11 protein-coding genes and 1 pseudogene are annotated in these 14158 nt (G+C 74.8%); 5 read left to right on the top strand and 7 right to left on the bottom strand.

The window, feature by feature from the left end; translation table 11 throughout:
• Nucleotides 1-333: 333 nt before the first annotated feature.
• The 3 genes from EAO70_RS17715 to EAO70_RS17705 all read right to left on the bottom strand — a co-directional run bounded on the left by EAO70_RS17715 (nucleotide 334) and on the right by EAO70_RS17705 (nucleotide 2511).
• The gene (locus EAO70_RS17715; protein WP_148003920.1) at nucleotides 334-513 is read right to left on the bottom strand and encodes a Trm112 family protein; all 180 of its coding nucleotides are present in this window, start codon (nucleotides 511-513) and stop codon (nucleotides 334-336) included.
• A gap of 95 nt (nucleotides 514-608) precedes the next feature.
• A complete protein-coding gene (locus EAO70_RS17710) occupies nucleotides 609-1973 on the bottom strand; it encodes a phosphomannomutase/phosphoglucomutase (RefSeq protein WP_148003919.1) in 1365 nt (454 codons plus the stop codon).
• Between the two features lie 103 nt (nucleotides 1974-2076).
• Nucleotides 2077-2511 (bottom strand): DUF3499 domain-containing protein, encoded by a 435-nt coding sequence (locus tag EAO70_RS17705; RefSeq protein WP_148005200.1) that lies wholly within the window; start codon nucleotides 2509-2511, stop codon nucleotides 2077-2079.
• A gap of 298 nt (nucleotides 2512-2809) precedes the next feature.
• On the opposite strand from EAO70_RS17705, the gene EAO70_RS17700 reads away from it, so the two are divergent.
• Nucleotides 2810-3265: a metallopeptidase family protein gene (locus tag EAO70_RS17700; protein ID WP_148003918.1), complete on the top strand. Its 456-nt coding sequence runs from the start codon at nucleotides 2810-2812 to the stop codon at nucleotides 3263-3265.
• A 69-nt stretch (nucleotides 3266-3334) separates the two neighbouring features.
• On the opposite strand, the gene EAO70_RS38000 is transcribed toward EAO70_RS17700, so the two are convergent.
• Nucleotides 3335-4729: a DUF5719 family protein gene (locus EAO70_RS38000; RefSeq protein ID WP_222723473.1), complete on the bottom strand. Its 1395-nt coding sequence runs from the start codon at nucleotides 4727-4729 to the stop codon at nucleotides 3335-3337.
• Between EAO70_RS38000 and EAO70_RS39290 the strand changes: the two are divergent.
• Nucleotides 4729-4941, top strand: a pseudogene (locus EAO70_RS39290) (hypothetical protein); the annotation flags it as partial. The gene EAO70_RS38000 and the pseudogene EAO70_RS39290 sit on opposite strands and share 1 nt — an antisense overlap.
• On the opposite strand, the gene EAO70_RS17685 reads toward EAO70_RS39290, so the two are convergent.
• Entirely contained in the window at nucleotides 4940-8719 is a 3780-nt protein-coding gene (locus EAO70_RS17685) for a glycosyltransferase family 2 protein (protein WP_148003917.1), read from the bottom strand. The pseudogene EAO70_RS39290 and the gene EAO70_RS17685 sit on opposite strands and share 2 nt — an antisense overlap.
• Nucleotides 8720-9314: 595 nt before the next feature.
• Entirely contained in the window at nucleotides 9315-9578 is a 264-nt protein-coding gene (locus EAO70_RS17680; RefSeq protein WP_015033978.1) for a WhiB family transcriptional regulator, read from the bottom strand.
• A gap of 699 nt (nucleotides 9579-10277) precedes the next feature.
• Here EAO70_RS17680 and EAO70_RS17675 point away from each other — a divergent pair.
• Genes EAO70_RS17675 through EAO70_RS17665 form a run of 3 tightly spaced genes read left to right on the top strand, consistent with a single transcriptional unit; the run spans nucleotide 10278 to nucleotide 13073 of the window.
• Nucleotides 10278-10787: a cysteine dioxygenase gene (locus EAO70_RS17675; RefSeq protein WP_148003916.1), complete on the top strand. Its 510-nt coding sequence runs from the start codon at nucleotides 10278-10280 to the stop codon at nucleotides 10785-10787.
• Nucleotides 10788-10800: 13 nt separating this feature from the next.
• Nucleotides 10801-11754, top strand: coding sequence for a 2-phospho-L-lactate transferase (cofD, locus tag EAO70_RS17670; RefSeq protein ID WP_148003915.1), 954 nt, complete (start codon nucleotides 10801-10803; stop codon nucleotides 11752-11754).
• Nucleotides 11751-13073: a coenzyme F420-0:L-glutamate ligase gene (locus EAO70_RS17665; RefSeq protein WP_148003914.1), complete on the top strand. Its 1323-nt coding sequence runs from the start codon at nucleotides 11751-11753 to the stop codon at nucleotides 13071-13073. The genes cofD and EAO70_RS17665 overlap by 4 nt, the downstream gene beginning before the upstream one ends.
• A 131-nt stretch (nucleotides 13074-13204) precedes the next feature.
• On the opposite strand, the gene EAO70_RS17660 is transcribed toward EAO70_RS17665, so the two are convergent.
• Nucleotides 13205-14158 (bottom strand): DNA-3-methyladenine glycosylase family protein (locus EAO70_RS17660; protein WP_410091292.1); only part of this gene is annotated, 954 nt, incomplete at its 5' end.

The following is a 14158-nucleotide window of genomic DNA, read 5'->3' as shown; positions in this document are numbered from 1 at the left end:
ACGTTGCCGCGGAGGGCGTGCTGGGGGCATCGGGGCCGGGCTGGCATGAACCTGCTGTGCGGGCGCCCGTGGCGTGCGGCGCCGGGTGCGGCAGGGGTCCCGGGCCCGTCCGTGTCCCGTGCCCTGCCCGTGGGACGCCTCTGGCCGCGAGCCCCTTGTTCCGTGAACCGAGTTTCCGTCGAGTCGAGCCGTGGAACGTGGTCCGCCAGGCGCCGGCCGGCCCCGCCCTGTCGTGCGGGCCGGTGGTCAGGGCCGGAGCCCGGCCCGTGGCACCGGCCCCGCCGTCCCGTCATCCGGTCCCCCGCGGGCGGACCGGCCTCTTCGGGCCAGGACCTACGGGCGCCGGGCCTCGTCCGTGAGGAGGACCGGGATGTCGTCGCGGACCGGGTAGGCGAGGCCGCAGTCGGAGCTCGTGCAGATGAGTTCGGGGGTCTCGTCCGCCGTGCGGTCGTTCAGCGGAGCGTGGCACGCGGGGCAGGCCAGGATCTCCAGGAGGCCGGCTTCGAGCGGCATGGGATGTCCCTTCGAACAAGCGGTTTCGGGCCAGGTCAGCCTACCGCCGGGGGACGGGGGTCGCCCCGTCCCCCGGCGGTGGGGGTGCGCGGGTGTCAGGCCGCGGCGCGGACCAGGGCGAGGACCTCGTCGCGGACGCGTTCCATCGTCGCCTCGTCGCGGGCCTCGACGTTGAGGCGCAGCAGCGGCTCGGTGTTGGAGGCGCGCAGGTTGAACCACCAGTCGGCGGCCGTCACCGTCAGGCCGTCGAGGTCGTCGAGGGTGGCGTCGCCGCCCTCGTACGCCGCGCGGACCTTGGCGGCGCTGGCCTTCTGGTCGGCCACGGTCGAGTTGATCTCGCCGGAGGACGCGTAGCGGTCGTAGGCCGCCACCAGGGCGGAGAGGGTGCCCTCCTGGCCGCCGAGGGCCGCCAGGACGTGGAGGGCGGCCAGCATGCCGGTGTCGGCGTTCCAGAAGTCCTTGAAGTAGTAGTGCGCCGAGTGCTCGCCGCCGAAGATCGCGCCGGTCTTGGCCATCTCCTCCTTGATGAAGGAGTGGCCGACGCGGGTGCGGACGGGCTCGCCGCCCTGCTCGCGGACGACCTCCGGGACCGACCACGAGGTGATCAGGTTGTGGATGATCGTTCCGCCGGGGTGCTTGGCGAGTTCGCGGGCCGCGACCAGGGCCGTGATCGCGGACGGCGGAACCGGCTCGCCGCGCTCGTCGACGACGAAGCAGCGGTCGGCGTCGCCGTCGAAGGCGAGCCCGAGGTCGGCGCCCTCGGCCACGACGCGGGCCTGGAGGTCGACGATGTTCTTCGGGTCCAGGGGGTTCGCCTCGTGGTTCGGGAACGTGCCGTCGAGCTCGAAGTACATCGGGACGACGTCCAGCGGCAGGCCCTCGAAGACGGTGGGGACCGTGTGGCCGCCCATGCCGTTGCCCGCGTCCACGACGACCTTGAGGGGGCGGATCGCCCTCAGGTCGACCAGGGACTTGAGGTACTCCGCGTAGTCGTCGAGGGTCTCGCGGCGGGTGACCGTGCCCGGGGTGGCCGCCGCTTCCGGGGCGCCGCTCTCCGACCAGGTCTCCGCCAGCCGCCGGATGTCGGCCAGGCCGGTGTCCTGGCCGACCGGGGCCGCTCCGGCGCGGCACATCTTGATGCCGTTGTACTGGGCCGGGTTGTGCGAGGCGGTGAACATCGCGCCGGGCAGGTCGAGGCTGCCGGAGGCGAAGTACAGCTGGTCGGTGGAGCAGAGCCCGATCAGGGTGACGTCGGCGCCGAGGCGGGCCGCGCCGCGGGCGAAGGCGTCCGCGAGGCCGGGCGACGAGGGGCGCATGTCGTGGCCCACGACGATGGCGGCCGCGTCGGTCACCCGGACGAAGGCGGCGCCGAAGAGTTCGGCGAGCGACTCGTCCCACTGGTCGGGTACCACTCCGCGGACGTCGTACGCCTTCACGATCTGCGACAGATCGGCAGTCACGGATCCACCCTCCTGAGCTCTCGGCACGCGTGTGCGGCGCGTGTGCGGAACGCCAAAGCTACCCGGAGCGGGAAGGGGGTACGCGGAGGGTGGCCGGTTGCGCTCAGTTGTCGGGGGAGCGGAGGACCCTCAGGTGTCCTCTGCGGCCGACCTCCATGGGGTCGCCGCCGCGGCCTCCGCCGCCCTTGCCGCCGGCCTCGGCCGCGCGCTCCTGGGGGCGGGCCGCCTCGCGTACCGCGTTGGCCAGGGCTTCGAGGTCGTCGCCGCTGGGGCGGGGCGGGGTGGACGCGTCGGTCAGCCGCACGACCTCCCACCCGCGGGGGGCGGTCAGGCGCTCGCTGTGCGGGGCGCACAGGTCGTAGCAGTGGGGCTCGGCGTAGGTGGCGAGCGGGCCGAGGACCGCAGTCGAGTCGGCATAGACGTACGTCAGTGTCGCGACGGCAGGGCGGCCGCACGCAGTGCGCGAACAGCGACGTACAGGGCTCACGACGTTGGACGGTACCGCACTCTTGAGCGGGCCGCGACGACTCTCCCTCAGGTCACTCCCCCGTGTCGCGGTGTGACCTCCGCCACCCCTGCCCGCATGACAGCCGCTCCGACCTGCGCGGGAGGGGCCGCAAGGGGGTCGCGGCAGTACGTGATCCGGACAGTCGAGGGTATGGATCCGGTCAACCACGGCCAGATGGCCGATCGTCCCGGGACCGCGAAACGGGCGGAGCGTTGGCCGGAACGTTCAGGTTGCGACAGGGGAGGCGCGCCGGGACGGGAGCGCGCGGAAAGGTGGCGAGGATGCGCCACGGTGCTCGGGCGCGGATGAGGGTTACGCTGCGTCAGTGATGGACACTCCTGTGCCTCCGAGCCCCCCGCACCACTCCTCGGAGCCCCCGGCGGAGCCCCGGGTGCGCCGCCGCGACCGGCACGGCCGCGGGATGCGGGGACCGGTGGCCCCTCCCCAGGTGCCGCTCTCCACGAGCCGGGCCGACACCTTCCGCGATCTCGTCCTCGACTCGGTGGAGCGGCTGGAGCGGCGCTGGCCGCAGCTCTCCGACGTGGAGTTCCTCGTGATGGAGGTGCCGCCGACGGTGCCGGGCGAGACGGTGCCGCTGGGCGGCTCCGCGGCCGCCGAGAAGGACGAGCCGGCTCGGGTGGTCGTGTACCGGCGGCCGGTCGAGATCCGCTCGAAGAGCCGGGACGAGCGGGCGCTCCTCGTCCACGAGGTGGTCGTGGAGCAGGTCGCCGAGCTGCTCGGACTCTCCCCCGAGTCGGTCGACCCCCGGTACGGGCAGGACTGACCGGGGCCCCTGCGGAGCAAGGGGCCGGAAGCTCCGCCCCCGCCCCGCGGAGCGAGGCAGGAGGGCTGCCTAGTCCAGGACCCCCAGGTCCTGGCGGGCCGTCGGGACCTCGACCGTGCCGCGGTCGTCGACGAAGCCCTGGACCGTGAACATCGGGGTGCCGTCCTGCGGCACCGCCAGCATCCTCGACGCGTACACCCGGCCGCCGGAGAGCGGTTCGACGGTCAGCGCGTAGGAGCCCTTGAGGCCCTCGGGGACCAGGTCGGTCAGGGCCGTGGTGCTGCCGCCCTTGACGGTGACCGTCCTCGACACCGCCGTCCCGCCGCCGGAGCCCGCCGAGGCGGTGACCTTGACCTCGGCCTCCGTGCCGACGGCGGTCAGGGCGAGCGTCGTCCCCTTGGCCCGGTTGTCGGCGATCGTCGCCCGGCCGGAGATGGCCCCGGTCGCCGGTACGAAGGCGACCTCGGTGTCGGCGCCCTTGCCGCGGACCACGCGGAGCGCGGCCACGACCGGGGTCGGCTTCTTCGGGTCGGCGGGGCTGAGCACCAGCGAGCCCACCTCGCCGCGGGTGAGGCCCGGCAGTTCGAGGGAGGCCGTCATCCCCGACTTCACGTGCAGGGAGCCGGCGCCCGCCGGGACGATCGTGCCGTTCCGGGTGACCAGCTGGACCTTCAGGTCGGCGTCGTCCTCGCCCGGGACGAACGCCACCAGGCGTACGGCGGTGGCGTCGCCCGGGATGCCGGGGAGCACCGCGGTGCTCGCCGGGTCGGCGGAGGCGGCGAGCCAGTCGCTGCCCAGCTTCTCGTCGGCGGCGCCGATGGCCGCGCCGACCCGACCGCTGCGGGTGGTGACGTGGACGGTGACGGACTGCTGCGCGGTCTCGCCGGTGAGGGTGGACAGCAGGACGGGCACGGTCGAGTGGGCGGGGACCGGGATGCCCTCGGTGAACTGGGACTTGAGGACGCCCTCGGGGCCGTACAGCTCGATGTCGGTGACGGCCGCCGTGTCGTCCGGGTTGGTGAGGTGGACGTAGTCCTGGCGCTCCTTGGCGGTGGAGGCAGCGGGGAACCAGAAGTCGGTGTCGGGGGCGCCGCAGCTGAGGCCGAGGAGGCCACGGGCGCCGCCCGCGGGGACGACGGTGGTCTGCTGGACGGTCCAGCCGGGGGCGAGGGCGCCGGTAGCCGAGCCGGTGAGGGCGGGCACGGCCGGGCCGTCCGCCTGGACGGTGACGGGCTTGCCGGGGGCGGTGACCGTGGCCGGGGCCTTCGGGGTCTTGCCCTTCGGGGCGCCCTTGGTGGCGCCGCCGGCGGTCGTGGTGCTCGCGGCGGCCCGCAGCAGGGCGGTGGCGGCGGGCTTGCCGTCCGTGCCGGAGCCGTCCGTGCCGCCCTTCGCCGCGTCGTCCGTGCCGCCGGGCGGGGTGTACGAGGTGTAGAGCGTCTCGGCCAGCTCGGAGGTGCTGGGCATCGATCCTGCTCCCGCTGATGGCCCGCGCCGCCGTCGCCGCCCACGGCTTCAACCGCCCGGACCGGGGCAGCTGGCGCGCCACCTGGGCCTACACCCTCCTGCTGACCTTCGCGACCGCGTTCACCCCGGTCGTCTGGCCGCTCGCCGTCCTCCTCGGCCTCGGCGTGCTCGTCGTACGGCGCTCCGACATCACCGCGTACGGGCTGCGCTTCACTGGTTGCTGCTCCCGTCGGGACGCTGCTCGGTCTCGTGGCCCTGGGGGTGGCCGTAGCCGTAGGTGTACGGGTCGTACTGCTGCGGGTCGTACGGCGGCTGCGGCGGCTGCCCTTGCTGCTCCTGCTGCGGCTGCTGCTCGTAGGGCTGCTGCCCGTACTGCCCCTGCTGGAGGTCGTACTGCTGCGGGTCGTAGCCCTGCTCGGGGTACGTCTGCCCGGGGTACGCCTGCTGGGGGTCGTACTGCTGCGGCTGCTGCTCGTAGCCCTGCTGGGGGTACGCGTAGGCCTGCTGCTGGTACGGGTCGGCCGCGTACTCCTGGTAGTAGCCCTGCTCGGCGTACCCCTGGGGCTGCTGCTGTTCCTCGTGGGGCTGGGGATGGGCGGGGGCGTAGCCGCCGCCGTCCCCTTCCCCGGGCTCGTCGGTCGGCCGGTCCGGGGTCGCCCCGGTCTCCGGCGACGGCTCCCGGCCGGTCCCGGCCTCGCCGTCCGCCTCGGCCTCCGCGGCGGCGCGCAGGCGGCGGGCCCGTCGGCCGTCGCCCTCGGTCGCCTGGGCGGGGATCGCGATCGCCTCCTCGGGGAGGTCGTCGTCGATCTCGCGGCGCCGGCCGGGCAGGGCGAGCACGAGGAGGACGACGGCGAGGCCGACCTGGGCCCAGATCCAGGCGGAGCGGGTGAACGGCTGGTCGTACGTGAGGTCGAGGCGGCCGGCCTGGGCGGGGAGTTCGAAGCCCTGGGCCCAGCCGTCGACGGTGGTGCGGGTCAGCTCCTTGCCGTCGAGGGTGGCGGTCCAGCCCTCGTCGGCGCGGTCGGCGAGGCGCAGCACGCGGCCGGCGGGGCCGGCCGGGATCTCGGTGTGCGCCTCGACGGGGCCGGCGGCGACGGAGACCGGGGCCGTGGTGTCGGCGGGCTTCGCGGCCGCCCCGTCGGTCGTCTTCTCCGCCGTCTCGGCGGCCGGCTGGACGATCATGACCCGGGCGATCTCGCGGTCCACGCGCCAGAGGGCGCTGCCGTCGAGCTGGCTGAGGCGGCTGAGGCCGGGGGTGGAGTCGAGGACGCGGCCCAACTGGCGGGGCGCGCCGTCCCGCACCAGGACGTAGCGGATCGCGAAGCCGCTGAGCTGCTCGGTCTGGTCGGCGCCGGAGCCGGCGACGAGGTGGGCGACGACGTCGTCCAGGCGGGGGTCGGGCTCGGCGCCCGCGGTGAGTTCGGCGTCGCCGAGGCGGGCGCCGGAGCCGCGGACCAGGGAGTACGTGACCTCGCCGGGCGAGGTGCCGCCGAGGACGAGGGTGCGGGGCTGGTCGCGGGTGCCGGACTCCTCGGCGACGAACGCCGGGACCTGGACCGGGTCGCGTCGGGTCAGCGGGCCGTCGGCGCCCGCGATCATCCAGCCGACGGCGGCGACGGCGGGGCCGACCGCGCAGGCCAGGGCGATGAGGGCGGCGACGGGCTGGCGCCAGCCGAAGCCGTGGGCGGCCACGCGGGTGCGGCCGCCCTCGGCGCCGATCATGCCGGCGGCGATGAGGGCGGCGCCGTAGACGAGGGTGGCGGGTCCGGCCCAGCCGGTGCCGCCCGCGCCGTTGGACAGGGCGGCGAAGAGGAGGCCGGCGAGGCCGGCGGCCCAGGCGGCGTGGACGGCGAGCCGGCGCTCCTCGCGCAGCAGTCCGGCCAGGCCCGCGAGGACGAGGCCGGCCAGGAGGAGGCCGCCGGTGGTGGTGCCGGGGCCGCCGGGGCTGGTGGCGAGCAGGTCGAGCGCGCCGGCCGTGCCGGTGCGGATGTCGAGTCCGGCCTCGCGCAGGAACGCGGCCGGGTCGGTGAGCAGGGTCAGCGACCAGGGCGCGAGGACGAGGAGCGGGGTGCCGACGGCGGCCAGGAAGCGCAGCCCGTACGCGGTGATGTCGGAGCGCCGTACGACGAGCACGCCGAGGCCGAGGAGGACGGCGAGCGGCCAGACGACCGGGGTGAACGCGGTCGCGAAGGTCAGCAGGAGGGTGTAGGCCCAGGTGGCGCGCCAGCTGCCCCGGTCCGGGCGGTTGAAGCCGTGGGCGGCGACGGCGGCGCGGGCCATCAGCGGGAGCAGGATCGCGAGGATCGCGGTGCCGAGCCGGCCGGTGGCGAGCGCCCCGGTGGCGGCGGGCAGGAACGCGTACGCGATGGCGCCCCAGGCGCGCAGCAGCCGGGACTCGACGATGCCGCGGGCGGCGAAGTACGCGGTGAAGCCGGCGAGCGGGACCGAGCAGACGAGCAGCAGGGTCAGCGCGGTGGAGGTGGAGCCGAGGAACAGCGCGGAGAGCGCGGCCAGGACGGCGAGGTACGGCGGGGCGGTCTGGGTGCCGCCGGTGCCGAGGGGGTGCCAGCCGTCGGCGTACCGCGACCAGAGTTCCGAGACGGTGTCGGGGGCGGGCAGCAGGGCGCCGCCGGCCAGCGAGCCGCCGGCGAAGAGGTTGCGGGAGGCGACCAGGGAGATGACGAGCAGCAGGGCGAAGAGGACCGGGCCGGGCTTGCGGGCGATCTTCTTGAGCCGGGCGAACTGCTCGACCTCCAGGTAGTCGGCGTCGTCGCCGCCGGGCCCGGACTCGACGACGCCGTGGCGGGAGCCGCCGGAATCGGCCTCGGAGCCGCCGAAGTTGGCGGTGAACTGCTCGACGGCGGCGCGGACGGTGGCGCCGGGCGGCGGGAACAGCGGGCGGAGTTCGCCCGCCGGGACCGCGGGGTTCTTGCGGCGCTTGCGGGCCGCGAGGATCTTCTCGGGGCGCAGCAGGGTGGCGAGGAGGCCCATGACCTCGTCGACGGCCTGTCCGGGGACCTTGCCGACGAGGTAGGCGAGGGTGCGGAGCAGGGTGCTGACGACGAGCCGGACGAGGACGTACGGGAGGGCGGCGCCGCGGCTGTTGGCGAGGAGGGTGTAGACGGCGCCGGCCTTGTCGACGCGGTGCGGGTTGGCGGCGGTGCGGCCGGCGCAGTCGACGGTGCGGCGCTCGCGGGCGGAGGCCTCGGCGTGCCGGAGGACGGCGTCGGGGGCGACGAGGACGCGGTGGCCGGCGGCGTGGGCGCGCCAGCACAGGTCGACGTCGTCGCGCATGAGGGGCAGGCGCCGGTCGAAGCCGCCGAGTTCCTCGAAGACGTCGCGGCGGATCAGCATGCCGGCGGTGGAGACGGAGAGGACGGAGCGGACCTGGTCGTGCTGGCCCTGGTCCTGTTCGCGGCGGTCGAGGCCGGTCCAGCGGCGGCCGCTGCGGGCGATGGAGACGCCGGTCTCCAGGAGCTGCTTCCTGTCGTACCAGCCGCGCAGCTTGGGGCCGATGACGGCGGCGTCCGCGTCGGAGTCGGCGACGCGCAGGAGTTCGGCGAGGGCGTCCGGCTCGGGGGCGCAGTCGTCGTGGAGCAGCCAGAGCCACTGGACGGGTTCGCCGTGGGGGAGGTCGGGGAGGTCGTACGCCTCGTCGTTCCAGGTCCGGCTGACCGGGTCCCAGCCGCTGGGGCGCTTCAGGTAGGCGAGGTCCTCGGGTCCGAGCACGGGCGCGGTGCGGGCGGCCTCCTCGACGGCGGCGCCGAAGCCGGTGCGGCGGGCGAGGTGGAGGACGCGGTCGGCGCCGATGGCGTCGGTGAGGAGCCGCGCGGAGTCGTCGGCGCTGCCGGTGTCGGCCGCGACCGCGTTCTGCACGGGGCGTTCCTGGGCGAGCAGCCCGGCGAGGGCGTCCGGCAGCCAGCGGGCGCCGTCGTGGGTGACGAGCACGGCGGTGACGACGTGTCGCGGAAACTCAGGAGTCGAGGACATCGAGCTACGGGCCCTCCGGCCGGGGTCGCCCCGCGGGGGGCGTGGGAAGCGTCTCGGACGGAGGCCCACACTAACGGCTGCACGCGGAGGGGTCCGCCGCCCTGTGGACGGAGCGGACCGGTGCTCTGTGGACAGAGCGGGAGGAAGGGGCCGGGGCTCGACGGGCGTCGGCGGTGGGCCGATTCGCTCCGGCGGGGCGTCCCGCGCGGGCGGGGACGGCGGGAGGAGTCACGCGCGTCGGGGCGTTCGCGCCGCCGCCTGAAGAAGGCGGCGGTCTGAACCGCCGCGCGAGCCGCGCACGCCACACCACCACGAACGGTCCGCCCCCTGTGCTTCCCCCTCAGGCGGCGGAGGCGCATTCACTCCGGCTGGACGCCGACGCGGAGACGGGATCGCCCCGGCGGGGCGCGGGCGCGAAGGCGGGTTCACTGCGGCCGGACGCCGACGCGGAGGCGGATCCGCTCCGGCCGGGCGCCGCGGCGGGTCCGCTCCGGCCGGGCGCCGGGGCCGGACGCGGAACGGTCCGCCGCCTGAGGGGGAAGCACAGGGGGCGGACCGTTCGTGGTGGTGTGGCGTGCGCGGCTCGCGCGGCGGTTCAGACCGCCGCCTTCTTCAGGCGGCGGCGCTCCCGCTCGGAGAGACCGCCCCAGATCCCGAAACGCTCGTCGTTCTGGAGCGCGTATTCGAGGCATTCGGAGCGGACCTCGCAGGCGAGGCAGACCTTCTTGGCTTCTCGGGTGGAGCCGCCCTTCTCGGGGAAGAAGGACTCGGGATCGGTCTGGGCGCACAGCGCGCGCTCCTGCCAGCCGAGTTCTTCGTCCGCGTCCTCGACCAGCAGTTCCTGGAACAACTCGGTCATGTGCGCCCCTCGTCTGTTCTGTGCGTCCCCGTGGTCTTGCCGTTGCGAACCCGGCCGAACGACACGAGTGAAATTACAAGTTCGTGCTTTACGCGAGTCAAGCCGAGATCTGCTATTGGGCCTCGTATTCACTCTGCGGAACCAAGCGTATGCGGAAAGTGTTCAAATCACCAAAAACGCGACACATGCCCCACCGGCCCGACTCCGCCGCGCGCGGCCCTCGCAGGGGAGGACGTCCGAGACTTGGATCTTGTTGCGATCCAGCCATGGAAGCGATCCTGATCACAGTCCGGTCACGGACCGCTCGGGTGCGCGCGGTGACCGAGCGTGGTCGATCGCGCGGCGCTGCCATGTTTACGGGCACGACTGAAGCGCCATCTGTCCTGGTCCGCGGCTGAACAAACCTTTCTCCCCGCGGAGTAACCGGATGAGGTGAAACATTACCCCCAAATCGGGCATTGAGTTGACAGTCGGGTGCCCTTCCGGCCACCTTTGGTGGCATGCCAGCGACCGCAGCGCCCTCCGCGACCCACAGCCGTGGGTTCCGCAGCGCTGTCCAGGCGCGCTGTTGCTGTTGCTGTCCCAGCTGTTGATGCCGCAGAGCTCCAGCTTCTCTCCCCCAGCGTCACCCTGCGTCACTCGCGTCACCTCTTCGTGACCCCCCACCGCTTCTGTTTCTGCTGAGGAACCTCCCCACCCATGAACATGGACAGCGACCTTCAGATCGCCGGCGACATCCTCGAGGTCCCGCACCTCCTCCAGCCCGCGCGCCCCCACCCCGAGACGGTGGCCGACTTCGCCGGGCTGGCGCGCTCGATCGCCGACGACCGCGCCCAGTGGGCCCCGTACGTCGAGTACGACGCCACGGCCCGCTGGTACCACCGGCTGCGCACCGGCCCCGGCTACGAGGTGTGGCTGCTCTCCTGGGTGCCCGGCCAGGGCAGCGGGCTGCACGACCACGGAGTGTCCTCCGGCGTGCTGACCGTCCTGGAGGGCGAACTGACGGAGCGTACGGAGCGCGGCACCCGGGCCCTCGCGCCGGGCTCCCAGCGGGTCTTCGCGCCCGGGTACGTCCACGAGGTCGTCAACGACTCCCTCGAACCGGCCGTCAGCCTGCACGTCTACTTCCCCGGCCTCACCGAGATGCCGATGCACGAGTCGCTCCAGGCACAGTGCGCCCCGGCCGCCCCTGAGGTCGCACTGGCCTGACAGACTGCGGGGCATGCGCATTGTGGTTCTGGCCGGCGGTATCGGTGGTGCTCGTTTCCTTCGCGGCCTCAAGCAGGCCGCGCCCGACGCGGAGATCACGGTCGTCGGCAACACCGGTGACGACATCCATCTCTTCGGGCTGAAGGTCTGCCCCGACCTGGACACGGTGATGTACACCCTCGGCGGTGGCATCAACGAGGAGCAGGGCTGGGGACGCACGGACGAGTCCTTCACCGTCAAGGAGGAGCTCGCGGCGTACGGCGTCGGACCCGAGTGGTTCGGCCTCGGCGACCGTGACTTCGCGACCCACATCGTCCGCACCCAGATGCTCGGCGCGGGCTACCCGCTGAGCGCCGTCACCGAGGCGCTCTGCGCCCGCTGGCAGCCGGGCGTGCGCCTGCTGCCCATGTCCGACGACCGCGTCGAGACGCACGTGGCGATCGAGGTCGGCGGCGAGCAGCGCGCGGTGCACTTCCAGGAGTACTGGGTGAAGCTGCGCGCCTCCGTGGACGCGAAGGCGATCGTGCCGGTCGGCGCGGAGGCCGCGAAGCCCGCGCCGGGCGTCCTGGAGGCCCTCGCCGCGGCGGACGTCATCCTCTTCCCGCCGTCCAACCCCGTGGTGAGCGTCGGGACGATCCTGGCCGTGCCCGGGATCCGCGAGGCGATCGTCGCGGCGGGGGCGCCCGTCGTGGGCCTCTCCCCCATCGTCGGCGGCGCACCCGTGCGCGGGATGGCCGACAAGGTGCTCGCGGCGGTCGGCGTGGAGGCGACGGCGGCCGCGGTCGCCTCGCACTACGGCCCGGAGCTGCTGGGCGGCTGGCTCGTCGACACCGTCGACGCGGACGCGGTCGCGGACGTCGAGGCGGCGGGCATCCGCTGCCGGGCGGTGCCGCTGATGATGACCGACGTCGACGCGACGGCCGCGATGGCGCGCGAGGCCCTGGCGCTCGCCGAGGAGCTGCGGTGACCCCGTCGGGTGACGCTCCCGAGGTCCCCTCGTACCGGGTCTGGGCGCTGCCCGGGCTGCCGGAGGTGGCGGCCGGGGACGACCTGGCCAAGCTGATCGCCGCCGGCGCGCCGGACCTCGCCGACGGGGACGTCCTCCTCGTCACCTCCAAGATCGTGAGCAAGGCCGAGGGGCGGGTGGTCGCCGCCGGCGACCGCGAGGAGGCCATCGACGCCGAGACGGTGCGGGTGGTGGCCCGGCGCGGCACCCTGCGGATCGTCGAGAACCGGCAGGGGCTGATCATGGCCGCCGCCGGGGTCGACGCCTCCAACACCCCCGCCGGGACCGTGCTGTTGCTGCCAGAGGACCCCGACGCCTCGGCGCGGCGCATCCGTACCGGACTGCGCGAGGCGCTCGGCGTCGACGTCGGCGTCGTCGTCACGGACACCTTCGGCCGCCCCTGGCGCGGCGGGCTCACCGACGTGGCGATCGGCGCGGCAGGGGTGCGGGTCCTCGACGACCTGCGCGGCGGGACCGACGCCTTCGGCAACCCGCTGAGCGCGACCGTCGTCGCCACCGCGGACGAGCTCGCCGCCGCCGGCGACCTGGTGAAGGGCAAGGCGGCGGGGCTTCCGGTCGCCGTCGTCCGGGGCCTGCCGCACGTGGTCGGCGGGGACGGGGAGCCGGGCGCGCGGGCGCTGGTGCGCTCCGCCGAGGACGACATGTTCCGGCTGGGCACCTCGGAGGCCGTACGGGAGGCGGTGACGCTGCGCCGGACCGTACGGGAGTTCACCGACGAACCGGTCGACCCGGGCGCGGTACGGCGGGCGGTCGCCGCGGCCGTGACGGCGCCGGCCCCGCACCACACGACGCCGTGGCGCTTCGTGCTCCTGGAATCGGCGGAGTCGCGGCTGCGGCTGCTCGACGCGATGCGGGACGCGTGGATCGCGGACCTGCGGCGGGACGGCCGGTCCGAGGAGTCCATCGCCAAGCGGGTCCGGCGCGGGGACGTGCTGCGCAACGCCCCCTACCTCGCGGTGCCCTGCCTCGTCATGGACGGCTCGCACCACTACGGCGACCCGCGCCGGGACGCGGCCGAGCGCGAGATGTTCGTGGTGGCGGCGGGCGCGGGCGTGCAGAACTTCCTGGTGGCGCTGGCCGGTGAGCGGCTGGGCTCGGCGTGGGTGTCGTCGACGATGTTCTGCCGGGACGTCGTACGGGAGGTCCTCGACCTGCCGGCCGACTGGGACCCGCTGGGCGCGGTGGCCGTCGGACGGCCCGCGACCGCGCCGCGCGAGCGGGCGGCACGGTCGGCCGCGGAGTTCGTCGCGGTCAGGTAGCGGCGGGCCGGCCGCCTCCGGCGCCGGACCGGCTCCCCCCAAGCGCGGGACCGGCTGCCGCGGAGCACGGGACCGGCTGCCGCCGCCTGCGCGTCGTGCGCGAGAGGTGCTCTCCCCGGCCGGGCCTCTCCTCAGAGGGCGGTGATGTTCCCCGGTGTCATGCGGGGCGCCCTGCGGGGCGGTACGCGGCCGCTGAGGAGGATCAGGCGGGCCGCGCGGTGCCGCTGGCCCGCGTAGGGGGCCAGGAGGGCCAGCATCGCCTCGTCGTCGGCCGTCCGGTCGCCCGCGAGCGCCCAGCCGACGATGCCGGGGAGGTGCAGGTCGCCGGTGGTGACCTCGTCCGGGGCTCCGTTGCTCCGCTGGACGGTCTCCGCGCTCGTCCACGGGCCGATGCCCGGGACGAGTTCCAGGCGCTCGCGGGCCGCCGGCGGATCCATGTGCACGGCCTCCTCCAGGCGGGCCGCGACCCGGGCGGCGCGGACGACGGTCGCCGCGCGCTTGCCGTCGACATTCGCGAGGTGCCACTCCCAGGAGGGGATCCGCGTCCAGGTCCGCGCGTCCGGCATCACGTGCATGCCGGCGGGGGCCGGGCCCGGGGCGGGCTCGCCGAACTTCCGCACCAGGTGCCGCCAGGCCCCGTACGCCTCCGTCGTCGTGACCTTCTGCTCCAGGATCGTCGGGATCAGCGACTCCAGGACCAGGCCGGTGCGGGTCAGCCGGAGGCCGGCGCGGCGGCGGTGGGTGGCCAGGACCAGCTTGTGGCGGGGGACGAAGACGGCGGGGTCGTCCTCGGCGCCCAGCATCGCGGGCGCGTGGTCCAGGAGCCAGCCGGCGCCCTCGCCCCAGGCCTCGGCCGTGGCCGCGCCGTCCCGGACCGCGAACCGGATCGTGCCGGGGCCCTCGGGCGTACGGCTCGCCCGCCAGACCGAGCCGTCGGGGGTCACCCGGAAGGTGGGGTCGGCGGGGCCGCGCGCCCTCCCCGGCCGTGCCGGGCCGCTGCGGGGACCGCCTGGTCCTCCCGTCGGCCCGTGTGGCCCCGGACGCCAAGCTGACCGGCGGCACGGTCGTCGGCGCGGACGCGGTGG

Origin of the sequence: Streptomyces sp. adm13(2018) (assembly GCF_008042145.1) — a bacterium.
GTDB lineage: Bacteria > Actinomycetota > Actinomycetes > Streptomycetales > Streptomycetaceae > Streptomyces.
Note: the sequence above shows the minus strand (reverse complement) of the source record. Positions and strands in the feature narration are given on the sequence as shown.

Excerpts from the sequence above, each read along its gene's own strand:
- EAO70_RS17715 (WP_148003920.1), bottom strand. The coding sequence starts at position 513 with ATGCCGCTCGAAGCCGGCCTCCTGGAGATCCTGGCCTGCCCCGCGTGC.
- EAO70_RS17685 (WP_148003917.1), bottom strand. The coding sequence starts at position 8,719 with ATGTCCTCGACTCCTGAGTTTCCGCGACACGTCGTCACCGCCGTGCTC.
- EAO70_RS17680 (WP_015033978.1), bottom strand. The coding sequence starts at position 9,578 with ATGACCGAGTTGTTCCAGGAACTGCTGGTCGAGGACGCGGACGAAGAA.
- EAO70_RS17675 (WP_148003916.1), top strand. The coding sequence starts at position 10,278 with ATGAACATGGACAGCGACCTTCAGATCGCCGGCGACATCCTCGAGGTC.
- EAO70_RS17700 (WP_148003918.1), top strand. The coding sequence starts at position 2,810 with ATGGACACTCCTGTGCCTCCGAGCCCCCCGCACCACTCCTCGGAGCCC.
- cofD (WP_148003915.1), top strand. The coding sequence starts at position 10,801 with ATGCGCATTGTGGTTCTGGCCGGCGGTATCGGTGGTGCTCGTTTCCTT.
- EAO70_RS38000 (WP_222723473.1), bottom strand. The coding sequence starts at position 4,729 with ATGCCCAGCACCTCCGAGCTGGCCGAGACGCTCTACACCTCGTACACC.